The 25,294-nt window shown below is 65.8% G+C and carries 21 protein-coding genes, 1 tRNA gene and 1 pseudogene; 12 read left to right on the plus strand and 11 right to left on the minus strand.

Going from position 1 to position 25,294, the window contains the following annotated elements:
* The first annotated feature begins 6 nt into the window (after positions 1-6).
* Positions 7-1,038: an L-glyceraldehyde 3-phosphate reductase gene (gene mgrA / locus QRN34_RS09010; protein ID WP_285403931.1), complete on the plus strand. Its 1,032-nt coding sequence runs from the start codon at positions 7-9 to the stop codon at positions 1,036-1,038.
* 22 nt (positions 1,039-1,060) lie between these two features.
* Here mgrA and QRN34_RS09015 read toward each other — a convergent pair whose 3' ends face one another.
* A complete protein-coding gene (locus QRN34_RS09015) occupies positions 1,061-2,815 on the minus strand; it encodes an alpha-amylase family glycosyl hydrolase (RefSeq protein ID WP_285403933.1) in 1,755 nt (584 codons plus the stop codon).
* Between the two features lie 91 nt (positions 2,816-2,906).
* On the opposite strand from QRN34_RS09015, the gene QRN34_RS09020 reads away from it, so the two are divergent.
* The 6 genes and pseudogenes from QRN34_RS09020 to QRN34_RS09045 all read left to right on the plus strand — a co-directional run bounded on the left by QRN34_RS09020 (position 2,907) and on the right by QRN34_RS09045 (position 9,808).
* Complete coding sequence (locus tag QRN34_RS09020; protein WP_285403935.1) at positions 2,907-3,602, plus strand: DUF3348 domain-containing protein; 696 nt, start codon at positions 2,907-2,909, stop codon at positions 3,600-3,602.
* Positions 3,603-3,612: 10 nt separating this feature from the next.
* The gene (locus tag QRN34_RS09025) at positions 3,613-5,586 is read left to right on the plus strand and encodes a DUF802 domain-containing protein (RefSeq protein ID WP_285403937.1); all 1,974 of its coding nucleotides are present in this window, start codon (positions 3,613-3,615) and stop codon (positions 5,584-5,586) included.
* Positions 5,583-6,227 carry an OmpA family protein gene (locus QRN34_RS09030; protein ID WP_036138457.1) on the plus strand — a complete coding sequence of 215 codons (645 nt, stop codon included), beginning with the start codon at positions 5,583-5,585 and terminating at the stop codon, positions 6,225-6,227. Before QRN34_RS09025 ends, QRN34_RS09030 begins: the two co-directional genes overlap by 4 nt.
* 14 nt (positions 6,228-6,241) lie before the next feature.
* A pseudogene (locus QRN34_RS09035) lies at positions 6,242-6,532 on the plus strand (DUF2894 domain-containing protein); the annotation flags it as partial.
* A gap of 132 nt (positions 6,533-6,664) precedes the next feature.
* Complete coding sequence (locus tag QRN34_RS09040; RefSeq protein WP_051938507.1) at positions 6,665-7,186, plus strand: DUF2127 domain-containing protein; 522 nt, start codon at positions 6,665-6,667, stop codon at positions 7,184-7,186.
* A gap of 309 nt (positions 7,187-7,495) precedes the next feature.
* Positions 7,496-9,808, plus strand: coding sequence for a hypothetical protein (locus tag QRN34_RS09045; protein WP_285403941.1), 2,313 nt, complete (start codon positions 7,496-7,498; stop codon positions 9,806-9,808).
* Between the two features lie 241 nt (positions 9,809-10,049).
* Here the strand turns inward: QRN34_RS09045 and QRN34_RS09050 are convergent, their stop codons facing one another.
* Entirely contained in the window at positions 10,050-10,946 is an 897-nt protein-coding gene (locus QRN34_RS09050) for an SDR family oxidoreductase (protein ID WP_285403942.1), read from the minus strand.
* Between the two features lie 98 nt (positions 10,947-11,044).
* On the opposite strand from QRN34_RS09050, the gene QRN34_RS09055 reads away from it, so the two are divergent.
* The 4 genes from QRN34_RS09055 to QRN34_RS09070 all read left to right on the plus strand — a co-directional run bounded on the left by QRN34_RS09055 (position 11,045) and on the right by QRN34_RS09070 (position 15,157).
* On the plus strand, positions 11,045-11,896 hold the full coding sequence (locus tag QRN34_RS09055) for a helix-turn-helix transcriptional regulator (protein WP_285403943.1): 852 nt from the start codon (positions 11,045-11,047) through the stop codon (positions 11,894-11,896).
* A 21-nt stretch (positions 11,897-11,917) separates the two neighbouring features.
* Positions 11,918-13,486: a glycoside hydrolase family 30 beta sandwich domain-containing protein gene (locus QRN34_RS09060; RefSeq protein ID WP_285403944.1), complete on the plus strand. Its 1,569-nt coding sequence runs from the start codon at positions 11,918-11,920 to the stop codon at positions 13,484-13,486.
* An 89-nt stretch (positions 13,487-13,575) separates the two neighbouring features.
* A complete protein-coding gene (locus QRN34_RS09065; protein ID WP_285403945.1) occupies positions 13,576-14,694 on the plus strand; it encodes a J domain-containing protein in 1,119 nt (372 codons plus the stop codon).
* An 82-nt stretch (positions 14,695-14,776) separates the two neighbouring features.
* Positions 14,777-15,157 (plus strand): glyoxalase, encoded by a 381-nt coding sequence (locus QRN34_RS09070; RefSeq protein ID WP_285403946.1) that lies wholly within the window; start codon positions 14,777-14,779, stop codon positions 15,155-15,157.
* A 283-nt stretch (positions 15,158-15,440) separates the two neighbouring features.
* Here QRN34_RS09070 and QRN34_RS09075 read toward each other — a convergent pair whose 3' ends face one another.
* From QRN34_RS09075 to QRN34_RS09090, 4 genes are all read right to left on the minus strand, one after another.
* Complete coding sequence (locus tag QRN34_RS09075; protein ID WP_285403947.1) at positions 15,441-15,869, minus strand: DUF3617 family protein; 429 nt, start codon at positions 15,867-15,869, stop codon at positions 15,441-15,443.
* A gap of 114 nt (positions 15,870-15,983) precedes the next feature.
* Positions 15,984-18,020: an alkaline phosphatase family protein gene (locus QRN34_RS09080; RefSeq protein WP_285403948.1), complete on the minus strand. Its 2,037-nt coding sequence runs from the start codon at positions 18,018-18,020 to the stop codon at positions 15,984-15,986.
* 205 nt (positions 18,021-18,225) lie between these two features.
* Positions 18,226-19,869 carry a multicopper oxidase domain-containing protein gene (locus QRN34_RS09085; protein WP_285403949.1) on the minus strand — a complete coding sequence of 548 codons (1,644 nt, stop codon included), beginning with the start codon at positions 19,867-19,869 and terminating at the stop codon, positions 18,226-18,228.
* 116 nt (positions 19,870-19,985) lie between these two features.
* Positions 19,986-20,267 (minus strand): hypothetical protein, encoded by a 282-nt coding sequence (locus tag QRN34_RS09090; protein WP_036138436.1) that lies wholly within the window; start codon positions 20,265-20,267, stop codon positions 19,986-19,988.
* Positions 20,268-20,550: 283 nt separating this feature from the next.
* On the opposite strand from QRN34_RS09090, the gene QRN34_RS09095 reads away from it, so the two are divergent.
* The gene (locus QRN34_RS09095) at positions 20,551-20,961 is read left to right on the plus strand and encodes an SgcJ/EcaC family oxidoreductase (RefSeq protein ID WP_285403950.1); all 411 of its coding nucleotides are present in this window, start codon (positions 20,551-20,553) and stop codon (positions 20,959-20,961) included.
* Positions 20,962-21,277: 316 nt separating this feature from the next.
* Here the strand turns inward: QRN34_RS09095 and QRN34_RS09100 are convergent.
* The 5 genes from QRN34_RS09100 to dtd all read right to left on the minus strand — a co-directional run bounded on the left by QRN34_RS09100 (position 21,278) and on the right by dtd (position 25,202).
* Positions 21,278-21,353 (minus strand) — tRNA-Ile (locus QRN34_RS09100).
* A 63-nt stretch (positions 21,354-21,416) separates the two neighbouring features.
* Positions 21,417-21,959: a hypothetical protein gene (locus QRN34_RS09105; RefSeq protein WP_285403951.1), complete on the minus strand. Its 543-nt coding sequence runs from the start codon at positions 21,957-21,959 to the stop codon at positions 21,417-21,419.
* A 96-nt stretch (positions 21,960-22,055) separates the two neighbouring features.
* A complete protein-coding gene (locus QRN34_RS09110; protein WP_285403952.1) occupies positions 22,056-22,586 on the minus strand; it encodes a hypothetical protein in 531 nt (176 codons plus the stop codon).
* A 130-nt stretch (positions 22,587-22,716) separates the two neighbouring features.
* Positions 22,717-24,579 carry an RNA polymerase sigma factor RpoD gene (rpoD, locus tag QRN34_RS09115; protein WP_036138422.1) on the minus strand — a complete coding sequence of 621 codons (1,863 nt, stop codon included), beginning with the start codon at positions 24,577-24,579 and terminating at the stop codon, positions 22,717-22,719.
* A gap of 182 nt (positions 24,580-24,761) precedes the next feature.
* Positions 24,762-25,202 (minus strand): D-aminoacyl-tRNA deacylase, encoded by a 441-nt coding sequence (gene dtd, locus QRN34_RS09120; RefSeq protein ID WP_285403953.1) that lies wholly within the window; start codon positions 25,200-25,202, stop codon positions 24,762-24,764.
* Positions 25,203-25,294 lie beyond the last annotated feature (92 nt).

Here is a 25,294-nt window from a genome sequence, read left to right on the forward strand (position 1 = left end):
CCCGTCATGCCCTACCAAGCCGCCGCCGATCGTTACGACGACCTCATGCCTTATCGCCGCTGCGGTCGCAGCGGCATCGACCTGCCGGCGATCTCGCTGGGCCTGTGGCAGAACTTCGGCGGTGCCGACGTGTTCGAGACCGGCCGTGCCATCCTGCGACGCGCGTTCGACCGCGGCGTCACCCATTTCGACCTGGCCAACAACTACGGCCCGCCGTACGGTTCGGCCGAAGAGAACTTCGGCCGCATCATGGCCAGCGACTTCGCGCCGTATCGCGACGAGCTGGTCATCTCGTCGAAGGCGGGCTGGGACATGTGGCCCGGCCCGTACGGTGGCATCGGTGGCAGCCGCAAATACCTCATTGCCAGCTGCGACCAGTCGCTGCGGCGCATGGGGCTGGATTACGTCGATATCTTCTACTCGCACCGCGTCGATGCCAGCACGCCGCTGGAGGAAACCATGGGCGCGCTGGCGCACCTGCACCGCCAGGGCAAGGCCCTGTACGTGGGTATCTCCAGCTATTCCCCGGAGCTGACGCGCAAGGCCGCCGCCATCCTGGCCGACGAGCGCGTGCCGCTGTTCATCCACCAACCCAACTACTCGATGTTCAACCGCTGGATCGAGGATGGCCTGCTGGACACGCTGCACGACCTGGGCACCGGCTGCATCGCCTTCTCGCCGCTGGCGCAGGGCCTGCTCACCTCCAAGTACCTGGACGGCGTCCCCGCCGACGCACGCGCCACGCGCGAGGGCTCGCTCGGCAAGGAGCAACTCAACGCCACCAACCTGGAACGCATCCGCGCCCTGAACGTCATTGCCCAGGGTCGCGGCCAGACCCTGGCCCAGATGGCGATCGCCTGGACGCTGCGCGATCCGCGGGTCACCTCGTCGCTGATCGGCGCGCGCACGGTGGCGCAACTGGACAACTCGCTGGACGCCGTGAAGCGCCTGGACTTCAGCGACGCCGAGCTGGCCGAGATCGACCGGCACGCCAGCGACGGCGGCACCGACCTGTGGAAGGAATCGGCGCAGCTATAACCGGCCAGCGTGGTCGCCACGCTCAGTCAGGCGTGACGACCCACGCGGCATAGGCGGGCAAGCGTGCCCCCTCCAGCGTGGCCGTGGCCGGCAGGCATGCGTCGCTGCCGGCCAGCGTCCTGACCTTGCCCGGCATCAGGCCCTTCGCCAGCGGTTGCGCCTTGCCGCTGAAGTTGAGCATCACCAGCACCGGGCGGTCGCCGTCGCGGCGATAGACCAACACGTCGGGGTTGTCGGTATCGAGGAAGCGCATGGCGCCGTCGCGCAGCGCGGGGTTGTCACGACGCAGGGCGATCAGCTGGCGGTGCCAGCTGAGCAGTGAGTCCGGCCGTGCCGATTCGTCCGCCACGTTGATCGTGACGTGGTTGGGATTGACCGGCAGCCAGGTGTGCGGGTTGGTCGAAAATCCGGCTTGCGGCCCTGCCGTCCACTGCATCGGCGTGCGTTCGCCATCGCGGCCCTTGTCCTTCGGCCAGCCCGTGATGCCGACGGGGTCGCGCACGTCTTCCACGCGGGTGGGCGTGGCGGTGGTCATGCCGATGGGCGCGCCGTAATACGTGAGGGCCACGGCACGCGAGGTCAGCAAGGCGGCCGCCACCACCTTGGCGCGGGCGACATCGTGCTGGCCGTCGCCGAAGCGGTCGATGGAGCGCGGGTTGTCGTGGTTGTCCACCACCAGCAGCGGCTGCCCGTGCACCTGCTGCGATTCCTGCAGGCGCGTGCGGAACCAGCGCGCGTCGAAGCTGGCCTGCCAGCCGAAGCCCAGCTGCAGGTTCATGGGCAGGTGCAGTTCGGGGGCGTCTTTCGTGCCGTACCACGCATCCAGCTGGGCGATGTCGGGCTCGTAGGTTTCCCCGATCAGCACACGCTGGCCGGGGTAGGCATCGACCATGGCGCGTAACCGGCGCATCACGCCGTGCACTTCGGGCAGCTTGTCGCTGTACAGCGATTGCAGGTTGGGCTCGCCCTGCGCATTGGTGCCGGAGCGGATGGGATCGTTGCGCAGGCGGGGATCTTCGAACAGCGTGGAGATCGCATCCAGCCGGAAGCCGTCCACGCCGCGATCCAGCCAGAACCGTATCGCGCCGAACATGGCTTTCTCCACCGCCGGGTTGCGCCAGTTGAGGTCCGGCTGCTGCACGTAGAAGCGGTGGTAGTAGAACTGCTTGCGCGCGGGCACCCACTGCCAGGCCGAGCCGCCGAATACCGACTCCCAGTTGTTCGGCGGTGCCTTGCCGTCGTGGACGTTGCGTTTCTGCACGGCGGACAGCGTGGCGCCGGCGGCATCGATGCCGTCGTTCCATACGTACCAGTCGGCCTTGGGGTTGTCGCGCGATGCCGCCGAGGCCAGGAACCAGGCGTGTTTGTCCGAGGTGTGGTTCATCACCATATCCAGCACGACGTGGAGATGGCGCTTCTTCGCTTCCGCCTGCAGCCGGTCGAAGTCGACCATGTTGCCGTACTGCGGGTCGATCGCTTCGTAATCGGCGATGTCGTAGCCGAAGTCCGCCTGTGGCGAGGGGTACATCGGCGCGATCCAGAGGGTATCGACGCCCAGCTTCTGCAGATCGTCGAGGTGGGCGGTGATGCCGTTCAGGTCGCCCACGCCATCGCCGTTGCTGTCGCCGAAGCTGCGCGGGTAGATCTCGTAGACCAGGGCATGTTGCCACCAGGGTGCGGCGGCGGTGCCGGTGCCGGGGGGCGCCGGGGCGGCGATCGCCGCGGAGCCGAGCCACACCACGCACGCCATGCCTGCCAGTCGGCGAACCATCCCCATCGACCCGTCCCCTCACTTGGAAGACCCCGGATGGTATCCCAGGGGGCGGCTTTTGCCGACGATCCATGGGTCGCCACCGTTCGCGTGTAAAATGGGCGTTTTTTCGCCAGCAGATACCGTGCAACGAGTACAGCGGACGAGCGTCCGTGGCCCCACGTTCATCCGCCTGCTGTCCCGTCTCACCGACGTCGACACCGCGCGTCCGAACATCGCCCTGCCGGACCGGCTGAGCCAGTGGCTCGACTGGACCCACGCGCTTGCCTTGTCCGCGACGCTGGACGGCCCGGCGGCTCCGTCGGCCGACGACCTCTCCCGGCCGCTGTCCGACGAGGTGGCGGAATGCGCGCGGGTGCGCCAGGCGCTGGGCGGCGCCATCGCCGGCGCCCGCGAACTGGTCGCCTCGGGCGACGACACGGGCGGCCTGGCCGACTTCGCCCCGTTCCGCCGGCGCTATCTCGTCCTGCAACGGTCCATGCAGGCGCAGACGGGCCAGCTGCGGGGTCGCCTGCGCGACAGCGTGGCGTCCGTGTCCGCCGATATGGCGCGCCTGGCCGGGGTCGATGCCGTCATGGAGGCGGCGCTCAGCCCGCGCGAGCAGGCGCTGCTGGGCCAGGTGCCGGGTGTGCTGGGACGGCACTTCGACCGGCTGCGCATCGCGGCCCAGGCCGAGGGCGCCGCAACCTGGCTGGATACCTTCCGCAAGGACATGCAGAGCGTGCTGCTGGCCGAACTCCACGTTCGCTTCCAACCGGTGGATGCGCTGCTCGCCGCGCTGCCCGCCCGATAACCGAGAAATCATGTCCCGAACTCCTCTTTACCTCGCCGTCTTCCTCGTGGGCCTGCTGGCCGTGTGCTGGATCGGCTTCGGCTACGTGGGCAGCAATCCGCTGGGTGCGGCCGTCGCGCTGCTGATCGGCCTGTGCTACCTGGCCGGTGCGCTGGAACTGCACCGTTACCGGCAGGCCACGTCCAGCCTGCGCCAGGCCGTGGACGACCTGACCGCCACGCCGCCCGGCCTGGGCGCCTGGCTGGAGCGCCTGCACCCCGGCCTGCGCACCGCGATGCGCCTGCGTATCGAAGGCGAGCGCGTGGCCCTGCCCGCACCGTCGCTCACGCCCTATCTGGTCGGCCTGCTGGTGTTGCTGGGCATGCTCGGCACGCTGCTGGGCATGATGGCCACCCTGCGCGGTACCGGGCTGGCGCTGGAAAGCGCCACCGACCTGCAGGCGATCCGCGGCTCGCTGGCCGCGCCGGTGAAGGGGCTGGGCTTCGCCTTCGGCACGTCGATTGCCGGCGTGGCCAGCTCGGCCATGCTGGGACTGCTGTCCGCCTTGCTTCGCCGTGAGCGGCTGGAAGTGGTGCAGGCGCTGGATGCGAAGGCATCGACCACGCTGCGTGTGTTCTCGCAGGCGCACCGGCGTGACGAGACGTTCCGCCTGCTGCAGCAGCAGACCGAGGTGATGCCTGCGCTGGTCGATCGTTTGCAGGCGATGATGGCCAGCCTGGAGCAGCAGGGCGTGGCCGCGGGCGAGCGCCAGCTCGCCAGCCAGGAAGCCTTCCATGCCGCGACGGCCACGGTCTACACGGGATTGGCCGAGTCGGTTCGTGCGTCCCTGCAGGACAGCGTGGCCGAGAGCGCGCGTGCGGCCAGTGCCGCGTTCCAGCCGGTGATGGCAGCGACCATGGAGGGGCTGGCGCGCGAGACCTCGGCACTGCACGACACGGTGACCCACGCCGTAAAGGCACAGTTGGACGGCCTCGCCGCCGGCTTTGCGAAAAGCACCGCCGAGGTGGCGACGATCTGGCACGACGCCCTGGCCCGCCAGCAGGCCGGCAACGCCACCCTGGTGCAGCACCTGCAAGGCGCGCTGGACGACCATGGTGCCGCGCTGGCCACCCGCCACCACGAGGCGCTGGCCACGGCGGCGGCGACGTTCGACGCGCATACCGCCTCGCTGGTCCACGCGGTCAACCAGTCGCATGCGGAACTGCAGGACGTGCTCGCCTCGCGCGATGCCGCGCGCCTGGCCACGTGGAGCGACGCCCTGGCCGCGATGACCACCTCGTTGCAGGCCCAGTGGGAGGCCGCCGCCGCGGACGCGATCCGTCGCGAGCAGGCCATCTGCGACACGCTGGAGCGCACGGCCACGGCGGTGTCGGCCAGCACCGAGGCCCACGCCGGCGCAACCATCGCCGAGATGGCACGCCTGGTCGAGGCCGTGGCCGAGGCGCCCCGCGCGGCGGCCGAAGTGGTCGCGGAGCTGCGCCAGAAACTGTCCGACAGCATGCTGCGCGACACGGCCATGCTCGACGAGCGCAACCGCCTGCTGGCTACGCTGGAAACGTTGCTGGATGCCGTCAACCACGCATCCAACGAACAACGCACCGCCGTGGATGCGCTCGTCACCACCTCCGCCGACCTGCTCGAGCGTGTCGGCACGCGCTTCGGCGACCAGGTGGAGGCCGGCGCGCGCCAGCTCGACGCCGTCGCTGCGCAGCTCACCGGCAGCACCACCGAGGTGGCCGGCCTGGGCGAGGCCTTCGGCAGCGCCGTGCAGTTGTTTGGCCAGTCCAACGAGGCCCTGGCGGAGCGCCTGCAGCACATCGCCGGTGCGCTGGACGGCGCGATGGCACGCAGCGATGAGCAACTGGCGTACTACGTGGCGCAGGCCAGGGAGGTGGTCGACCTCAGCGTGTTGTCGCAGAAGCAGATCATCGAGGAAATGCAGCAGCTGGCGCGCCAGCGTGCGAGCGGGGCGGCCGACGCATGAGTGACGACGCCGAACTCGAAGGCGAAGCCGGCACGCCGATCTGGGCCGCGTTCGGCGACCTGATGTCGGTGCTGCTGGGCGCGTTCGTGCTGATCCTGGTCGGCGTCATCGGCATGCAGTTGCAGCTCACCAGCAAGCTCGACGAAGCGGTGAAGCAGAAACAGGTGGAGCAGCAGCGCCGGCAGACGCTGGAGCAGGCCCTGGCCGCACCGATCGCCGCGGGAAGGGTCACGCTGGTGGACGGCCGCATCGGCATCCGCGGCAGCGTGCTGTTCGCGCTCAATTCCGACCAGTTGCAACCGGAGGGCCAGGAGGTGATGAAAAGCCTGGCCGGTCCGCTCACCGATTACCTGAAGACGCGCGACGACGTGCTCATGGTCAGTGGCTTCACCGACGACCAGCCCGTGCACGACGGCAACCGCCACTTCGTCGACAACTGGGAACTCTCGGCCCAGCGATCGCTCACGGTCACCCGCGCGCTGATCGCCGCGGGCGTGCCGGCGTCGTCCGTGTTTGCCGCCGCCTTCGGAGCCGAGCAGCCGGTGGGCGCGAACACCAGTGAGGAAGGCCGGGCGAAGAACCGCCGCGTGGAGATCGCGCCGATGCCGCGGCCGTCCAAGCCGGCCGCCGGCGCGCCGTGAGCACCCCGCCGCCCTCGGTGCCTCGCGGCCCTCTCGGCCAGCTGGTCGACGCCCTCGCGGCCGAACGCGGCGGCACCTCGTCGTATCCGGAGCTGCCGCTGCTGGACGACTTCCAGCGTCTGTGGTCGCGGGTGCGTACCGAAAGCCAGCTGCGCCAGTCGCTGGCGCCGGTGCCCGAGAACGCCGGCCCGCTGAATTCGTCGGCCCTGGTGCATCGTGCCCTGGGCGTGATGCGCGACGTGTCACCCGGTTACCTGCAGCACTTCCTGGGCTATGTCGACGACCTGGCCTGGATGGAGCGCGTGGGCGAGCGCGGCGGCCCGACACCCGATGGCGCGCCGCAGCCGGCCACCATCGGCAAGCGCGCGCGGAAGAAACCGCGCAAATAATGCCCGCGGCGGATTACGCCACGGCCCTGGCCGATCTATAGTTCGCCGATGACGCCGACCGATCTTCCGAACGACACGCACGCACCCGACCACCACCCTGCCGGCCTGCGCATCATCGCGGTCTACAAGGCGGTCAAGACGATCGGTCTCATCATCATCGCCAGCGCCGCGTTCCATCTCGACCAGGAAGACCGCTTCCGGCACCTGGTCCACTGGCTGGAACACCTGCCGCTGACCGACAGCAACGACCTGCGCTGGAGCCTCGTGCACCTGCTCGAACAGATGGGGCCGGCCAAGGTCGAAGCGGTGGGCATCGTGGCGCTGGTGTATGCCGCCATCTTCGCCACCGAAGGCATCGGCCTGTGGATGCGCAAGCACTGGGCCGAGTGGTTCACCGTGATCGCCACCGGCTCGCTCGTGCCCGTGGAGATCTACGAATGCATCGTGCGTTTCGGCTGGCTGAAGGTTGCCGTGCTCGTCGCCAACGTGCTCATCGTGATCTATCTGGTTCGCCTCGCCATGCGACCGCGTGGTGGCGTGACGGACGCATCGGCGCTGCACGCGCGATAACGACAAGGGTGTGACCGATGGACGCACGGGCCTGCGCAACGCAGTGCCCGTGACGCGTGATGCCCGTGCATCCGTGCGGGCTTGCGCAGCGCGCGCCGGTTTGCGGCGCAGCTCACAAAAGGAGTGATGCGTGGCCTCCTTGCCGATTACGACGGGTCGCGTAACCCGGTTCGCGTGATACATCGTAACTGCACATTCCGAAGCCATCGTCGTGCGTCGTCCGTCCACACGTGGTTCGGCAGGTTTCGTTCGTGCGCTCCTCTTTTCTATTCACGCCCGGCATGCGCCCGGGCGCCAACGAGTTGCCTCATGAAACAGTCCTGGATATTCAAGCGTGTCTCCCTGAACCTGCATCGCCCCGATGGCGGCATCGACCTGCGACCGTGGCGTCCTGCCGCGGCCGTGCCGGAACCGGGCCAACCGGACATCACCCGACGGCAGTTCCTTCGCGTCGGTGTTTCCGCGGCGGGTGGCGTCGGCCTGGCCAGCGTGGGCGGTAGCCTCGGGCTGTCCTGGTTGTTCGGCAGTACGGCCAACGCCGGCACGGTGGTCGCCGGCGGCATGCTGCCCGCGGCGAACGCCATTGCCGCGTCGGAAACCATCCTTCGCGCGCGCCGCGAACTGATCATGTTCCATGGCCAGTCCAACGCGGTCGGCACGGGTGGACGACCCGCGCTGACCTTGCAGCAGATCTACGCCAACGTGACCTTCAACGGCGGCGTGCGTCCGGGTACGGACGCCAGCGCCATGACCGGACTGGCGCCGCTCGTGGAATATGACGGCGGCCACGGTACCGGTGGCGAAGTCGGCACCAATGCCTGCGCGGATGGCCTGGTCGACTACACCGCCGCCCTTACCGGCGTGCCCGCGGCATCGCAGTACAGCCGCTATGCGGCCTTCACCAGCGGCGAGGGCGGTCGCCCGATCGGCTACTTCGCCAGCTTCCTCGACGACGACAAGCTCGACGGCTACCAGGGCTGGAACAACAGCCGGTTGCGGCTTACCTCGATGCTGCGGCTGATGCGCGAAGAGGGCCAGCGCGACGGCAGCAACATCGCCTGGCTGGCCACCACCTGGCAACAGGGCGAAGCGGATTCCACGGGCCGTTCGGAAACGCGCGCCACCTACAAGAGCAAGCTGATCGCGCTGGAGCGCGCGCACTGGCAGAAGCTGTGCCAGGTGAACCTGCCGGAGCAGAGCTGGCGACCGCTGTGGCTGATCGGCCAGGTGTGCAGCCATAACAGCTACGGTGCCATGAGCCTGGCGTTCTGCAACCCGTTCATCGCGCTCGCGCAACGCGACGCCTGCCTGGCCAGTCCGTACCTGCGCATGGTGAACCCGCAGTACCTGTTCGACTACGCCGACGAAGCCGCTGTCGATCAGCCCATGCTGCACCTGACCAACGAAAGCCATCGGTGGCAGGGGCGTTACTTCGCGCGTGCGCTCTACCAGCTGATCCTCGATCGCTCGGCGGGCATCGCGCTGCGCAATCCCGCGCTCGACGTCGTGGCAGCGGTACGAGTCAGCGCCCGCACCATCAACCTGACCTTCAACGTGCCCTCCGGCGTGCTGACGCTGGATACGCGCTGGGTCGCGCCCACGCGCAACTACGGACTGGACGTGCGCGATGCCGACAACCGCATCGTGCCCGCCAGCCCCACCGACAGCAACCTGATCGCGTCCGTCCGCGTGGTCTCGCGCGACACCCTGCAGATCACGCTGAAGACAGACCTGCCGTCCAGCGCCAGCAAGATCTCGCTGGGCTGGGGCGACCCCGCCGAGCCGGCGTCCATCGCCGGGCGCAACGGCGGGCCGCGCACCAACATCCGTGACAGTGCCGGCGACGCCGACGTCTACGTGGCCAGCAACGGCACGACGCGTCCCATGCACAACTACGCGCTCGTCGCCGATGTCGCGCTGGGCTGGGTCAGGCGTGTGCAACCCACCGGTGAGTGGCACTTCAACGGCAACGCGCGCAGCGACGTGGTCGACCGGTCCGGCAGCGGCCGCGCGGCGCTCACGCTGATCGGCCGGCCCAGCTTCACCGCGTCCGGCACGCAGTCGGCCAACGGTACGCAGGGCTTCCAGACCGACATCGACGAGACCGCCAGCATGACGTTCGCGGCGGTGTTCTGCAGTCCCTACGGTGTCGGGCCCGGCAGCAACGCGGGGCGTGCGATCAGCACCTTCCAGGGATTCAGCCCGCGCATGGCGGGCCTGGCCCTGCAGCACTCGTACACGCTGGGCGCCACCGACGCGGAACTGACCAGCTTCCGGCTGGCGCTCACCGGTAGTGAGAAAGCCGTGACCACGGGCCCTGGCCAATCCACCGACACGCGCTACAAGCCGCGTTTCGCCATCGTGTCGGTGGATGCGGTGGCCGGCACCGTGCGCTTCCTCTGCCCCGCCTATGAAGACCAGCCGCGCGAGCAGGGCTATCCCGGCCTGCCGGCGCGGCCACTCAACGGCAAGGTACTGATCAACGCATGGAAGGACGGCGGCGACGCCGCGGGGCAGGGTGCGGTGCTGACCCGCTATGCCGCGGTATGGAACCGGGCGCTGAGCTTCGACGAGATGCTTGCGGAGTACGACTATGCACGGGGCCTGTTCGGCAGCGTGTGAATCATGGGGTCGCGCGCCCCGTGTGTACGCAATAAGGCGTAATCTTCGCTGGGTGGACCGCGCGTGCGCGGTCCACCCAGCGACGGCGATCCGCCGAAGCACTTATCGAGGAGACGCCGTGAGCAAGGGACTAGATTCGAAGAAGGGCGAGAAGAAGAAGCCCGCCAAGACCATGAAGGAAAAGAAAGCGGTCAAGGACGAAAAGAAGCGCAACCAGAAGTAACGGCGCGCTTCCCCCGACTCAGGCGTGGCTGGAGTAATCCATGCGCCTGAGGTCCTCCAGGAGGGTGGGGCCAGTGGGGTGCCAGTCCAGCGTCTCGCGGGTCCACGCGCTGGACGCGGCCATGTCCAGGCCGACGAACATCCCCAGCCAGCCGAAGTGATCGGCCGCCTTGTCGGCGTCGATCGATGCCACCGGCACACCCATGCCTTCCCCCAGCACCTGCGCGATATCGCGCGCGGGGATACCTTCCTCGGCCACCGCGTTGTAGCGCGCGCCCGGCGTACACCGCTCGATGGCCAGCCGGTACAGGCGCGCCACGTCCAGCACGTGCGCCGCGGGCCAGCGGTTCTGGCCATCGCCTACGTAACCCGACACGCGCTTCTCGCGCACCACGTCCAGCAAGGGGCTGATGAGGCCCTGCCTCACCGTATCGTGTACCTGCGGCAGCCGCACGACCGCCACGGCCACGCCCTGGGCCAGCAGTTCGTTGCCGGCCATCTCCGACGCGATGCGCGGGTTGGGATGCGCGGCGTCGAAGACATCCTCGGTGGCCAACCGGCCGGGTCCACGGCTGCCGATGCCGGTGCCCGAGGTGATCAGCAGGGGACGCCGCGTGCCGGCCAGTGCCGAGCCCAGCGCCTTGATCACCTGCCTGTCTTTCTCGCAGTTGGCCACGAACCGGCTGAAGTCGTGGTCGAACGCGGTGTGGATCACGGCATCGGCCTGCGCCGCGCCGGCACGCAGGCTGTCCAGGTCTTCCAGCAGGCCGTGGTGGACCTCGGCACCCGCCGCCCGCAGGGCCTCGGCCCCGGCGTCGGAGCGGGTCATGCCCAGCACCTGGTGCCCGGCCGCGAGCAGTTCGGGAACGATGCGCGAGCCGATGAAGCCGGTGGCGCCGGTAAGGAAGATACGCATGGGGATGCCTCAACTGGGGGTGTCGGGGTACGATGGTCCCGGCCCGCATACGGGTAAAGTAGTGACGTTATCGTGGTATAGAAACCAACAGGCTCGCCATGTCCGATCCCCTCGACAATCCGCTGGGCACCTTCCTGCGCGATCGCCGCACGCGGCTCGATCCGGCGAGCTTCGGCTTCGTCGGTGGCCGGCGGCGCACGAAGGGCCTGCGTCGCGAAGAAGTCGCCCAGCGCGCCAATATCAGCCCCACCTGGTACACCTGGCTGGAACAGGGGCGGGGTGGCGCACCGTCGGCCGAGGTACTCAACCGCATCGCCGTCGGCCTGCTGCTGACCGAGCCGGAGCGCGAGCACCTGTTCATGCTGGCGCTGGGGCGCCTGCCCGAGGTGCGTTACCGATCCTACGACGGCGTGACGCCACGCCTGCAACGCGTGCTGGATGCCCTGGGCAGCAGCCCGGCCTTCGTGCGCACCGCGCTGTGGGATGTCGTCGCCTGGAACGAGGCCGCCGCCGCGGTGTTCACCGACTACGGCCTGCTGCCGCCGGCCGAGCGCAACATCCTCCACCTCATGTTCGCCAACGCACGCGTGCGCGAGCACCAGGACGACTGGGAAAAGGTGGCCCGGTTCGTCGTGGGCGCGTTTCGCGCGGATGTCGCCCGTGCCGGCGCCACGGCGGAGATCGGCCAGTTCGTGGAAGACCTGGCCCGGATCAGTCCGGAATTCGAGGCGATGTGGCTCGACAACGATGTGCGCGCGCACGGCGACGGCATCAAGCGGATCCATCATGCGGACCTCGGCGTGCTGGACCTGGAATATTCGGCGTTTGCCGTGGACGGCCGTCCGGACCTGCACGTCATCGTCTACAACGCGGTGTCCGTGGCGGATGCGGAACGCATTCGCGAGCGGGTCGAGGTTCGACGCGCGATGAACGGGCGAGCCGCCACGTGACCTTGTGCAGGCGCGTTCTTCATGGATGAAGCACGGTTCGCATCCCACCGCGTGATAGCGGGCGCGTTGCTGTTGCTCGTCGTGCTGTCTATCACGGTGCTGGTCGCGCCGCAGGCGCGGCAATCGTCGCCTGCAAAGGTGGCCAAGCCGGCGGTGCAGCCGATCATGCCGTCGGTGGATGTGTGGCTGAGCACGGCGGATCGCCGGCTCAAGCTGTCACCGCAGGACGCCGTCGCCATGAAGGCGCGCGATGGCACGACCGCCGACATCACGATCGACGCGGAAGTGGCGTACCAGAGCATGACCGGCTTCGGCGCCGCGATGACAGATGCCTCCGCCTGGCTGCTGCGCCACCGGTTGAACCCGCGCCAGCGCCACGCGCTGATGCGCGAGTTGTACGGTCCGCCGCCCGGCCTCGACTTCAACATGATGCGCCTGACCATCGGGGCATCCGATTTCTCGCGACACTTCTACACGCTGGACGATATTCCTTTCGGCGAGACCGATCCGGACCTGAAGCAATTCAACCTGGCCGAGAACCTGCCCGAAGTGATCCCGACGGTGCAGGAAGCGCTTGCCCTGCAGCCGGGCCTGTTGATCGTGGCCTCGCCCTGGAGCGCGCCGGCCTGGATGAAGTCCGAGGGCAACCTGATCGGCGGGCAACTGCTGGAGCAGTACGAGAGCGTGTATGCCGATTACCTGATCAGGTATCTCGATGCGTACCGTCACTTCGGTATTCCCATCTTCGCGCTCACCTTGCAGAACGAGCCGCACTTCTCGCCCATGACGTATCCCGGCATGCCGATGGATGCCGCCACGCGTGCCCGCATCATCGGCCAGTACCTGGGGCCGAAGCTTGCCGCACGGACGCCGCGCACGCGCATTCTCGACTGGGACCACAACTGGAGCCACCCGGAGGAACCGCTGGGCGTGCTGTCGAATCCCGACGTGGCCCGTTATGTCGACGGCGTCGCCTGGCATTGCTACGAAGGCAGCCAGCACGCACAGGGCACCGTGCATCGCGCGCATCCCGACAAGGATGCCTACATCACCGAGTGCTCGGGCGGCGACTGGGCGCTGAGCATGAACGGCGAACTGCTGTGGTTCACGCGCAACCTGCTGGTTACCGGCACGCGGCAGTGGGCGCGTGGCGTCATCTACTGGAACCTGGCGCTCGACGAGGACCACGGCCCCCACTTCGGCGGATGCGCCGTGTGCAAGGGCGTCGTCACCATCGATTCGCAGACGGGCGAGGTGACCCGCAACGACGAATATTACGCACTGGCCCATTTCAGTCGGTTCGTCGCGCCGGGGGCCGTGCGCATCAAGTCGAACGATACCGATGCCAGCATGGGTATCGCCAATGTCGCATTCGCCAATCCGGTCGATGGATCGATCGTACTGGTGGCGGTGAACATCAAGACCGAGGCGCAGCAGCTGACGGTGGCGCAGGGGCGCAGCCAGTTCGCGTACACCTTGCCGGCGGAAAGCGTGGCCACGTTCGTCTGGCATCCGGACGTGCTGGGTACGTGGATACGACGTGTGCAGCGGTGGCTGGGCCCGGAGCGTGCGCCGCCGCGGGTGGAGTAGGGCGTTGCAGCGACATCCGCACGGTGAAGCGGTCAGGCCATGTCGCGTAACATCGGGGTGCGCTTTTCGTACTTCGCCGGAGTTGCTTCGTGCCCAAACACACCCTCAGCCCCATCGGTACGCCTGCCGCCGGAACGGCGCGAGTCGTCTCGAAAGGCCAGAAGACGTTCAACGAGCTGGTCCAGAAGATCGGCGAGCGTCGTGAGGCACTGGCCGACTGGGCCGCGTTCGACGCCGAGTTCCAGCGCAAGTACGGCAACGAGTTCGTCCCCCTGCTGCAGCAGTACAACGCGGTGCGTATCCAGCTGGTCACCCGCCTGGACCAGATGCACGGCAGCAAGGACCTGACGAAGACCGAGCGCCGGACCGTTGCCGACCTGCTGATCCGGGTCGTCGGTGATCTGGTGCAGAGCGTGGACGACCCGGGTGTCGCGGATCTCTATCGGCGCTACAACCCGATGGATCCCAGGGCGGAGGCCGCCATGAACGAGATCGGCGATACCCTGTCTGCGATGCTCGGGGACGAGAAGACAGATGGCGTGTTCGCGCAGCCCACCGACGATGGGGTGCATGACGCCGAACCCCTGGACGCGCACGAGGAGCGGGCGCGCGCGCATCGGCAGGCGCGTGACGAGTACCACGCCCGGCGAAAGAAGACGCCAAGGCAGAGCACCGCCGAAGATCGCGCGCGTGCGGAGCAGGACGAGGTCAACCTGTCGATCCGCGAGGTCTACCGCAAGCTGGCCAGCGCGCTGCATCCCGACCGCGAGCCCGATCCGGTCGAACGGGAGCGCAAGGCTGCCCTGATGCAGAAGGTCAACCTGGCTTACGGCAAGAAGAGCCTGCTGGACCTGCTGGAGTTGCAGCTCGAGCTGGAGCACATCGACCAGGCGTCGCTCGACAACGTCGGCGAGGACAGGCTCAAGCGATGGAATGTCGTCCTCAAGGAACAGCTGCGCCGGCTGGACGGGGAACTGACGGACGTGCGGATGGGGTTCCAGGCACGCTGTGGCATGGACCTGACGCGGCCTGCCTCCACCAAGGGCGTCAAGCGCAGCCTGACGAATCAGATCACTGCCATGCGCGAGGATATCCGCGTGTTCGAGCGGGACCTTCGCCTGTTCGACGATCCGCGGCGGTTGAAGGTCTGGTTGAAGGAGGTGAGGCGGGAGTTGGCGGCGACGGAGGACGGGGACATGATGTTCTGACCGGGCTGCCGGCATCCCGACGCCGATTCTCGAAGGCATTCGTCGCAGCATGCAAGCCGTCAAAAGAAGCATGGAGGTAGTTATGCCTGACCTGAAAGCCACCGATCTACGGCCGTTTGTCCCGGCCAAAGACTTCGCGCTGTGCAAACGGTTCTACGCCGCCCTCGGCTGGGAAACCTTCGATGTTGGCCCTGGCCTGGCGCTGGTACGCCTGGCTGACGAGCAGCATTTCTACATCCAGGATTACTACGTCAAGGCGTTTGCCGAGAACAGCATGCTGCATGTGACAGTGGATGATGCGCAGGCCTGGTACGCGCATGTCGCCTCGGTGCTGGATGGGGGCGCTTTCCCGGAGGCGCGCGTCCAGCCCCCAGCGAGGCAGGACTATGGCGCCATCGTGGTTTTCGTTCACGACCCGAGTGGGGTGTTGTTGCACCTTTGCCAGTGGATTCCGAATCGATAGCCTGTGCACGTCATGGCGCGTGTCGACGAGGCCTACGAGCGATCGGCCAGCCGACGTGACGGATCGTCCCAGCCGACGCAGCGGTAAGGGCCACAGCCGCATGGCAAGCTGTCCGCGCAGTTCGACCACACTTTTGCGGTGACGTGTCACGGTGTGCGGATGCTGACGTTGCGCCCAGGTGAGGCGGCGCTGTGTGCGCTGGACCCATCGGTAGACGCCATTCACGAGTAGTCGGGGCACAAGGCGCTCCCGACACACTGGCGTCGTGGCTGCCGCCGCCGCGTCAATCCTCCGGACTGGTGCAGGCGGCATAACGGTCGCCCTCCACCTGCGTGACCTCGCCGCGGCCTTCGATCGTGACGCTGCCCGTGTAGTGCTTGGCGCTGTCGAAATCCACATGTGCCGAAGCCGGCGCGGCCGCCTTGCAGCTGAGCTTCCACGCCAGCGAGGTACTGCGGCGTTGCTGGTCCGTGGCGGTGCACTCACCCTCGGCCGGCGTCCACGCGGCGAACGTGGTCCAGGGATCGGCGCCTTCATCCACGCAATGCCACTGCACCTCGGGTGCACCGGCCTTGCCGTTGACCACGTGCCGCACCTTGATCCGCCATAGCCCGGGCATGGCGCCGAAGTCGCCGGGATCGGCATGGACCGGTGTGGCCGTCGTCATGGCAAGGGCGCACGCGGCGGCAGCGGCCAGCGCGGTCAGGGTCATGGCTCCGACCCTCCATCTGGGCAGGTAGGGCTTCATCATCATCCGACTCCTTGCAAACATAAAAACCCTGCCCGCTTTCGCGGGCAGGGTCGGTATCAAGCGAACCTTGCGCGGTCAGTCATCAATCGCGGCGGTGTCGTGGACATCCTTCCGGGTGAAGTTGAACATGTCCATGAGGTTGCCGATGGCCGGTGCGTTCACCGGTACATACGGGTTCTCCTTGAACGACACCGGGTTGGGCAGGTTGTCGCGGCTGCGGTTGGAGATCTGGTCCTTCAGGTTCCAGTTGGCCTCGACGAATTTGTCGAACGAGACGTGGTCGTAGTACGTGTGCACGACCTTGCCACCGACGGAGTACTTCGACACCACCAGCAGCGGGATGCGCGTGCCGTCGCCGAAGAAGTCGATCGGCTGGATGTAGCCGGAGTCGTAGTAGCCACCACCCTCATCGAAGGTCACCATGATCACGGTGTCGTCCCACACCTTCGGGTTCGCTTCGGCCATTTCGACGATCTTGCGCACGTAGCCTTCGAACAGGTCCAGCTTCGACGAGGCGGGATGGCCATCGAGGATGCCGTCCGGCTTGGCAATGGAAACCGCCGGCAGCGTGTCGTTCTGGATGTCGTTGTAAAGGTCGTTGAGGTCCTGGTTCTTGGCGCGAAGTTCCGGGTTGGTCATGACCTGGGTGGAGTACAGGAACGGGTTGCAGATGTTGCAGAAGGTGCCGCCCTCGCCGTCTTCCTTGCCGCCACCGAAGCCTTCACCGTAGTACTTCCACGAAACCTTGTGCTTCTCCAGCAGCAGCGCCAGGTTCTCCTGCGTGGTCGGCGGGATGGTGAACTGGTCGGCGCCCAGCGGAGCCGGCGTGCCGTCACCCAGGTAGCCCGGGTTGTAGTTGTTCACCAGGTAGTAGGCCTTGGGCTTGCAGTCCGTGCCCTTGAAGGTCAGGTACGGCAGCGAGCGCAGGTAGTTCTTGATCTGTTTCACGCCCGGCTGGCTTTCGTCGGAACAATTGACGTACGAACCACCGCTGTAACCGTCCTGCATCCACCAGTTGTTGGTGCCGTACTGCGAGTCCGGGTTCTCGATCTGGTTTTTTGGCGGGGTGGCCGGATCGCCGTTGGCGTCGGCGTAGTAGATCAAGGTGCCGTAGCCCAGCATGATGTGGTTGGCACCCGTGCCGCCCATCACCGACTGGTGGAAGTTGTCGCTCAGCGCATACTTCTGGGCCAGCTTCTTGAAGTACGGTGCATCGCCCTGAGCCATGTTCAGGAACTGCATGGCGGTGGCGCCTTCACCGGTGCTCTCGTCGTTGAAGTTCGCCGGTAGCGGCTTGCCGTTGGTGCCCGCGCCGATGGTGGTTTCGACCCAGGGGAACAGGTCGTGGCGACAGCCGCTCGGGTTGGCGGCGGTGGCTGCCTTGGTGTCGCAATCGAGCTGTTGCCACATCTGGAAGAAGCGGTGCACAGGGCTGTTGGCGTAGGCGTCGTAGCCGATCGACGCATGCATGTCGACCGGCGCGTTGGCAAGCTTGGCCGGGAAGCGGGTATCGACCACGCGGTTGGGCAGGCCCGTGCCACCGGCAGCGAGCATGTCGTAAGCGTCATCGGGCAGGGCCGGCTCGATGGCCTGTGCCTGCGTCGCAGAAGCGAAGGGTGCCGCGGTGGGTGCGCCACCGGTGTTCATCTGCGGAAGGGTCTTGTACTTGCCGGCCTTCTTCGGCGACATGTCGAACTTGCCGGTGCTCGAAGCCATGTACTGCGTGGCAAGGTCCACGTTCGGACCCGGCGTGCCGTCGGCATTGACGATGCCCTTGGACAGCAGGTTGTCCACCGACTGTCCCTTCGGCGGCGTGTAGGTGCCGTACACGTGGTCGAACGTGCGGTTTTCGCCGATCAGCAGGATCACGTGCTTGATCGGGGTAACCGTATTGTCGCTGTTGTCCTGGCCATGGTGCGGCTTGTGCATCAAGACGATGCCGCCGGGAAGACCGCCCGGGTTGTTGAAGGGAGCCACGGGCACATTCTGGCGGAACGGCGCATCGTGGTCGGGCGGCGTGGTGTCCTGCGCGCTGACGACGCCGGCGAGGCCGGCGGAAAGCGCCCCCATCAACAGCGGCAAAAGCCGTGTGCGGTGCAACCGTGTAAGCATTTTGAATCTCTCCCTACCTGAAGTCTTCCCCCTGATGCGTGTCGATAAGGTTGTGTGTGTGGCCTATCGACCAAACTGAGCATCTACCCCGCATGTGACCAATCGTTGGCACACACGCGACAATGCGTGAGTGCGTGATGACACTCCTGTGTCAATGCAAGATATTGCGAACAATCGTTGCGGTCGTAACAAAAACCGAGAACGTTCAGACCAGTTCGTAGGGGCGCATCATTTCGTTGTCTTCGTGCTCGAGGTAATGGCAGTGCCAGACGTATTTGCCTGGCTCGCCGTCGAAGCGCGTGATGATGCGCGTGACCATCCCGGGGTCGCAGCGCACGGTGTCTTTCCAGCCGGCTTCGTGCGCTGCAGGTGGTATCGATGGCCCGGTGAATTTCAGTTCCTTGCGGGCGTTCCACGCGAAGAGGTCGAACGGACGGCGCTCCAGCACCTGGAAGCGCACAAGGTGCAGGTGGATGGGGTGCGCGTCGCCCGTCACGTTGACGAACGTCCAGGTTTCCACCGTGCCCTTCTTTGGTTTCTCGCTGATGGGATCGCTCCACATCTTTCCATCGAGCAGCATCGTCATCGGATTGCCGCCCGAATCGTCCTGCTCGCCCAAGGCAAGCACGCGGTCCTGCACTGCCGTGGAGGGATCGATGCGCGGCACTGGCCGCAACGCGGCCGGTACCACCGAGGTATCGCGGCGACCCTTGGCGCGAACGCGGAACTCCACGATGCCATCGGCCTGATGGCGTAGTTGCACCGACTGGCCGGCATACGCACTGAAGTCGACGATTACCTCGGCACGTTCGGCCGGGTAGAGTTCGATGCGCAGGCGATCTGTGGGCGCTGACAGCAGCCCCTGGTCACTACCGATCTGCTGGAACGGCTTGCCATGTGACAGCGACAGGTTGAAGAAGCTGGTATTGGCCACGTTGATCAGCCGCAGGCGGTAGCGGCGCGGCTCCACCTCGAGATACGGATACAGCTTGCCGTTGCACAGCACCGCATCGCCGCGGCATTCGGGCACCCAGGGCGCGTCGGGGTCGTCGGACACCGGGTAGTAAAGCTTGCCGCTCCTGGCAAGCAGGCGGTCGTAGAGCATCAGCGGAATGTCGAACTCGCCGGAGGGTAGCCCCAGCGCCTGCTCGTCGTCGTCATGCACATGGAAGCTGCCGAACAGGCCCGCGTAGATGTTCAGTCGCGTGATGCCCATGGCGTGATCGTGGTACCACAAGGTGGTGGCGTCCTGGTCACCGGGGTAAAGCGCAGTCGACGATTTGCCCGGCACGTACCAGTCTTCCGGCCAGCCGTCGTTCGGCGCGGAAACGCGCGCACCGTGCACATGGGTGACGGTGCGAACGTCGGGTTTGGCTTTCTCCGCGCCATGAATGTTGTGATCGATGGGCAGGAAATGCCGGGTGGGAAGCTCGTTGGCCCATTCCACCAGCACCGGCTCGCCGCGACGCGTCACGATCGTGGGGCCCGGCGTGCACCCTGCGTAACCCCATTGCGGTGTCGGCGGCAGATCCCGGTGCACCTTGGCACTGAAGGCGCGCATCGGCATGCGGTAGAACGGCAGTTGCCGGTCGCCGAAGGCGGGGTGTGCACGCTTGCCCGTGGGCACGGCGATCGGTGGCACGGGCAGGGCATCGACGAACTTTGCCATAGTCACCGGGTTTACCAGCGGCACATTCGGCGCGGCCAGGGCCGGCATGGCCATGCGTTGCTTCATGGGCATGGTCATCCGCATATCCATGGCCTGGGCCACGCGAAAGGTGTCGACGAGAACGCATGCACCGGCGAATCCGCCGGCGACGCCCAGGAAACGGCGTCGGGAGTTGTCCATGGGAATCATCGTTGATGGCTTGTCGAGCAAGCCACCGTAGGTCGGCTGAATGACAAGGATGTTTCAATCCGGGTCATCGGTCATGCGTAACTTTTTACGGTCGGTGTTCCTTTGCCTCAAACCAGAAAACTGGCCAGTAACAGGATTCCCATGGCGATGTCGCACAGCTTACCGGCGAGCGGCCAATTGAACGAGCCCTCGCGATTCAGACGATAAACCTGCCCGAGAGTGACATTGAGTGCAGGCATGCCGATGAAGGCCAATCGCCAGGCAAGCACCAGGAACGCACCTCCCGCCAAAGCGCCCTTTAGGTTTGGGTGCTGGTGATACGCCAGTAGGGCAATGCCTAAAGTACCTATCGAAGCCGCTGCGGTCTTCCAACTACGCTGCGTTGTCATGGGCGCTCTCTCATCCCGTATGACCCGACATGTTCATAATATTCAACCATCGATGCGGCCACATTGCGGTGACCGCAACCGGTCTGGCAATACAGGATCTTATCAGTTGATTTTCTTGGCTGTATGCGGAAGAGTCATGCCATGAACAGTTACCGTTTCCGTTGCGCCAATCCCATTATTATCACCTGCACCTAGGTGGTGGGACTGCGCACGGTATGCCGAACCCCGCCTCAGAAGCGGGGTTTTTCATTCCGGATTCTGAGGCTCACCCAGGAGCACAGAAATGGACGCACTTACCCGAACTCTCAAAGAGACAATCGAGGCCGCTGATCGAGCCATCACAGCCGAAGACTTCGACGAACTGATGACGTTTTATGCGGATGACGCAAGTCTCGTGGTCAAACCAGGACTGACAGTCGCAGGCAAAGACAGCATCCGCCGAGCTTTTGTCGCCATTGCGGCGCATTTCAATAACAGCATCGTTGTCACACAGGGGGAGATGCAGGTTATACGAGGTGGCGATGTGGCTCTCGTTATCATGGAGACCCTGCTACAGGCCACGAACAAGGCCGGTGTGAAAACTGAGATTTCGCGCAGGGCGACCTACGTCTTTCGACAAATCTCGGAAAAGTGGCTATGCGTAGTGGACAATTCCTATGGGACGACACTTCTGGATAGCGTCGTCGGACCGTAGGACATCAAAACGGGTGGTGCCTACTCTGTGAGTAGCTCCATCATCCACAAACGAAAGATGTGGCAGGTTAGCTATGAGCAAGATGTGTCTGCCAGATGGCTGCCGCTTACGGCCCCACGTCTACCGATACATCAGCGCGCGAACTGCGGATAGCAATTGGAACAGCTGGTGGCTATGACCACGCCCTGTGCAGGATGCTCAGCGGGTAGCCGATGTTGTGCCAGCGACAGCACAGGGCAAGGGCGCGGCGGTGCTGGGTATCGACGTTGATCGGTGCGGCGGACAAGGGGCGTCATGCCCCAAACCGTGGGGCGCATGGTGGGCCCACCAGGACTCGAACCTGGAACCAAGGGATTATGAGTCCCCTGCTCTAACCATTGAGCTATAGGCCCTTGCGGTGCGCAAGTGTAACCGCTGGGCCGGGGCATCGAAACGCCCCGGCCCGACATCTCACGTCAGTTGGACATCAGGACCGCTTCGATGTCGGGATTCTGGGCGGCGAAAGACTGCCCGGCCACGGCGTCGCTCACGTGCGCGGCGATGTAGTCACAGCCGTCCTTGACCGTCGTCTTTTTCATCGCCGTGGCCAGGTCGAGTAGGGATTGCCGCACCTTCTCTTCCAGCCTGCTACGGTTGGCATCGGTGGCCGAGGCCATCTCCGCGGTCGAGAAGCCCGAAGCAACCATGATCTTGTCCGCCCGCTCGTATTCCGCATCGTGCTTGCGCTGGAACGCCTTCACGTAGGCCGTCAGATCGACGCCCTCGGCACGGCATACATCGCCCGTGGTGCGGCCGTTGATCGTGTAGAAGCCAAGGAACCGACCGGCGGCAAACCGTTTCTGGTCCGCCAGCGGAAGCGAGTTGAGATCCTTGGACGCGGCAGCGCCGGCTTCGGCACGCGCCGGCGCGGCAGGTGTCTGCGGGGCAGCGTGGGCGCAGGCAACGGCCAGGAGAAGCGATACGCTGGCGATCCGTGCGGTGGTGAGAAGCTGTGGCATGGTGATTTCCTGTAGCCGGGACAAGGCCTGAGGCCCATTAGAACGCGCCGGGCGCCGTAACGCACGCAGCCCAGCCGAACATCCGATCGGATGGCGTCAGGGCAAGCCGGTCAGCTGCCACGGATACGGCATCAGGTCGCGGAAGCTCATGGTTTCGATGACTTTCTGCTGTTTGTCGGCAACCTCGCGGCACCTGTCCGTCAGGGCATCGCCGCGGTGGAACAGCGATTCAGTGTCGATGAGTTTTTTGGTAAAGGCTGCACGGAAGGCCGGGTCCGAGCGCGCGGCTTCCCTGATCGGCCGCTCGCTGCCGCCGAGCTTCGCATAGGCCTGGCGCACCTGCTCGTGCTCGGTGTCATAGCGCTCCTTGAACGCGTCCGCGTAGCCGTCCAGGTCCACGCCCTTCTCGTGACATAGCGCCGGGATCATGAGGACATTGCCCCAGTAGTAGCCGAGGTAGAGCGCAAGCACGGCAGGGCGTCGCTGGGCCTCCGGCAGTGCGTCCAGGGAAGCCGCCACGGCCTTCCGCGCTTCATGACGTTGGTAAGCAGCCGCTCCACTTCGGAAGACCGCCCAGGCGGCGTAGATCAGTACCGCAAAGGCGATGACGCGGAAGATCCCTGTCATGGTGCGATTCCCTGATTCCCCAAGGCGCATTAGAGCGCAAGATCTTTCGGGGCGCCAGCCGCAGCCGCAGCCACAAAAACGAAAACGCCCGCATAAGCGGGCGCTTCCGACGAAACCCTCAACCCCGATATCAGTCGATATCGAGGAACGAGCGCAGGGTTTCCGAGCGGCTCGGGTGACGCAGCTTACGCAAGGCCTTCGCTTCGATCTGACGAATACGCTCGCGGGTCACGTCGAACTGCTTGCCGACTTCTTCCAGCGTGTGATCCGTGTTCATGTCGATGCCGAAGCGCATGCGCAGCACCTTGGCTTCACGCGGGGTGAGGCCGGCCAGCACGTCACGCACGGTTTCCATGAGACCCGTTTCCGTCGCCGACTCGATGGGCGAGCTGGCGTTGGTGTCTTCGATGAAGTCGCCCAGGTGGGAGTCTTCGTCGTCGCCGATCGGGGTTTCCATGGAGATCGGTTCTTTCGCGATCTTCAGCACCTTGCGGATCTTGTCCTCCGGCATCTCCATTTCCTTGGCCAGCTCTTCCGGCGTCGGCTCGCGGCCGAACTGCTGGAGCATCTGGCGGGAGATGCGGTTCAACTTGTTGATCGTCTCGATCATGTGCACCGGGATACGGATGGTGCGGGCCTGATCGGCGATCGAACGCGTGATGGCCTGACGGATCCACCACGTGGCGTACGTGGAGAACTTGTAGCCGCGGCGGTATTCGAACTTGTCCACGGCCTTCATCAGGCCGATGTTGCCTTCCTGGATGAGGTCGAGGAACTGCAGGCCGCGGTTGGTGTACTTCTTGGCGATGGAGATGACCAGGCGCAGGTTGGCCTCGACCATTTCCTTCTTGGCGCGGCGGGCCTTGGCCTCACCGACGGACATCGCGCGGTTGATTTCCTTGATGTCGGTCAGCGGCAGGTACAGCGTGCGCTCGATGGCGGCCAGCTTTTCCTGCTCGCCGTCGATCACCTCGCGGAAGTTCTTGATGTTGGGCGACCACTTCTGGCGCTTGCGCGACAGCTCGGCGGCCCACTCCAGGTTGCCTTCGTTCGAGGGGAAGCTCTTGAGGAACTCCGCGCGCGGCATCTTCACCTGCTTGACGAAGATGTCCATCAGCACGCGCTCGTGGTGACGGATGTCGTTCACCACTTCGCGCAGCTTGCGCACGAAGCTGTCGATCAGCGCCGAGGGCAGCTTGAGGTTGAGGAACGCCTCCGACATCTGCTCGCGGATCTTCGCGACCTTCTTGTCGTTGATCTCGGCCTTGGGCGCGGTCTTCTGGAACTTGCCATGCAGCGAGCGCAGTTCTTCCATGCGGCGCTTCACTTCTTCCGGATCGGGACCGGTGGGACCGGCTTCCTCTTCCTCGGCGCCTTCCACCGCTTCCTCGTCGTCGTCGGATTCGACATCGCCCGCGGCCTCGGCGGCTTCCGCAGCCTCGGCCTTGGCCTGGTCGGCGGCTTCTTCCAGGTCGGCGAAGCCGGCCAGGATCTCGCTCAGGCGACGCTTGCCCTCGACGTGCTGGTCGTATTCCTCGAGCAGCAGCTGGATGGTCAGCGGGAAGCTGGCCAGCGCGGTCTGGACCTGGCTGAGGCCTTCCTCGATGCGCTTGGCGATGGCGATTTCGCCCTCGCGGGTGAGCAGTTCCACGGTGCCCATCTCACGCATGTACATGCGGACGGGGTCGGTGGTGCGGCCCACCTCGGCGTCGACAGCGGACAGCAGCGCTACGGCTTCTTCGGCGGCCGACTCGTCGTCGGTGCTGGTGCCGGGGGCGGCGCCGTCGGAAATCGTGTCGGTATCCGGCGCGGAGTCGTGCACTTCGATGCCGACGCCCTTGAGCACCGCCATGATGTCTTCGATCTGCTCCGGATCGACGATGTCGTCGGGCAGGTGATCGTTGATTTCCGCGTAGGTCAGGTAGCCCTGCTCCAGGCCCTTGGAGATGAGCTGTTTGATTTCAGACTGCTGCTCGTGAGCTTTGTTAGTCATGCCGACCGCCGCGGGTTACAGGAACCGATCAGTATAGTCATTTGATGATTTTTTGACCAGTTTTCAAGTGGATCGAACCCACCGATGCAACGCAAGAATCGCGCCAGATCGCCGTTGCCGGCCGGGCGACCGCGTCGCGGTGGGAGGGGAGACGGAGGCCGCAGCCCCCGTGCAGGGACGCCTCAGCGCACCTCCAGACGGAAGGTGACCGGGCCATCGTTGATCAGGTGAACTTTCATATGGGCGCCGAAACGTCCGGTTTCCACCCCCGGCTGGGCGGCACGGGCCAGTTCGACCAGGCGGTCGAACCAGCGGCGGGCGTCGTCGGGCGCGGCGGCGGTGGTGAAGCTGGGCCGCATGCCCTTGCGCGTATCCGCGGCCAGGGTGAACTGGCTGACCAGCAACAGGCCGCCGCCGGTGTCGGCCAGCGCGAGGTTCATTTTCCCGTCCGCATCGGAGAAAACGCGGTAACCGCGCAGCCGTTCCAGCATGCGCGTGCACTGGGCCTCGCCGTCGCCGGGTTCCACCGCGACCAGGGCGAGCAGGCCGGCGTCGATGGCGCCCACCGTCTGTCCGTCGACATCGACGCGTGCGGATTCGACACGTTGGATCAGTGCAATCATGGCGGGGTTAGCGGCGGCGGTTGGCCAAGCTTAAAGGGTGCACGGCCCGCTTTACAGGAGGCGGGGTCCCGACGTGTGGCTTACACTTCCGC

It is taken from the genome of Luteibacter sp. ME-Dv--P-043b, assembly GCF_030209605.1.
GTDB lineage: Bacteria > Pseudomonadota > Gammaproteobacteria > Xanthomonadales > Rhodanobacteraceae > Luteibacter.

Excerpts from the sequence above, each read along its gene's own strand:
- mgrA (WP_285403931.1), top strand. The coding sequence starts at position 7 with ATGCCCTACCAAGCCGCCGCCGATCGTTACGACGACCTCATGCCTTAT.
- QRN34_RS09015 (WP_285403933.1), bottom strand. The coding sequence starts at position 2,815 with ATGGGGATGGTTCGCCGACTGGCAGGCATGGCGTGCGTGGTGTGGCTC.
- QRN34_RS09020 (WP_285403935.1), top strand. The coding sequence starts at position 2,907 with ATGGGCGTTTTTTCGCCAGCAGATACCGTGCAACGAGTACAGCGGACG.
- QRN34_RS09025 (WP_285403937.1), top strand. The coding sequence starts at position 3,613 with ATGTCCCGAACTCCTCTTTACCTCGCCGTCTTCCTCGTGGGCCTGCTG.
- QRN34_RS09030 (WP_036138457.1), top strand. The coding sequence starts at position 5,583 with ATGAGTGACGACGCCGAACTCGAAGGCGAAGCCGGCACGCCGATCTGG.
- QRN34_RS09040 (WP_051938507.1), top strand. The coding sequence starts at position 6,665 with ATGACGCCGACCGATCTTCCGAACGACACGCACGCACCCGACCACCAC.
- QRN34_RS09045 (WP_285403941.1), top strand. The coding sequence starts at position 7,496 with ATGAAACAGTCCTGGATATTCAAGCGTGTCTCCCTGAACCTGCATCGC.
- QRN34_RS09050 (WP_285403942.1), bottom strand. The coding sequence starts at position 10,946 with ATGCGTATCTTCCTTACCGGCGCCACCGGCTTCATCGGCTCGCGCATC.
- QRN34_RS09055 (WP_285403943.1), top strand. The coding sequence starts at position 11,045 with ATGTCCGATCCCCTCGACAATCCGCTGGGCACCTTCCTGCGCGATCGC.
- QRN34_RS09060 (WP_285403944.1), top strand. The coding sequence starts at position 11,918 with ATGGATGAAGCACGGTTCGCATCCCACCGCGTGATAGCGGGCGCGTTG.
- QRN34_RS09070 (WP_285403946.1), top strand. The coding sequence starts at position 14,777 with ATGCCTGACCTGAAAGCCACCGATCTACGGCCGTTTGTCCCGGCCAAA.
- QRN34_RS09075 (WP_285403947.1), bottom strand. The coding sequence starts at position 15,869 with ATGACCCTGACCGCGCTGGCCGCTGCCGCCGCGTGCGCCCTTGCCATG.
- QRN34_RS09080 (WP_285403948.1), bottom strand. The coding sequence starts at position 18,020 with ATGCTTACACGGTTGCACCGCACACGGCTTTTGCCGCTGTTGATGGGG.
- QRN34_RS09085 (WP_285403949.1), bottom strand. The coding sequence starts at position 19,869 with ATGGACAACTCCCGACGCCGTTTCCTGGGCGTCGCCGGCGGATTCGCC.
- QRN34_RS09090 (WP_036138436.1), bottom strand. The coding sequence starts at position 20,267 with ATGACAACGCAGCGTAGTTGGAAGACCGCAGCGGCTTCGATAGGTACT.
- QRN34_RS09095 (WP_285403950.1), top strand. The coding sequence starts at position 20,551 with ATGGACGCACTTACCCGAACTCTCAAAGAGACAATCGAGGCCGCTGAT.
- QRN34_RS09105 (WP_285403951.1), bottom strand. The coding sequence starts at position 21,959 with ATGCCACAGCTTCTCACCACCGCACGGATCGCCAGCGTATCGCTTCTC.
- QRN34_RS09110 (WP_285403952.1), bottom strand. The coding sequence starts at position 22,586 with ATGACAGGGATCTTCCGCGTCATCGCCTTTGCGGTACTGATCTACGCC.
- rpoD (WP_036138422.1), bottom strand. The coding sequence starts at position 24,579 with ATGACTAACAAAGCTCACGAGCAGCAGTCTGAAATCAAACAGCTCATC.
- dtd (WP_285403953.1), bottom strand. The coding sequence starts at position 25,202 with ATGATTGCACTGATCCAACGTGTCGAATCCGCACGCGTCGATGTCGAC.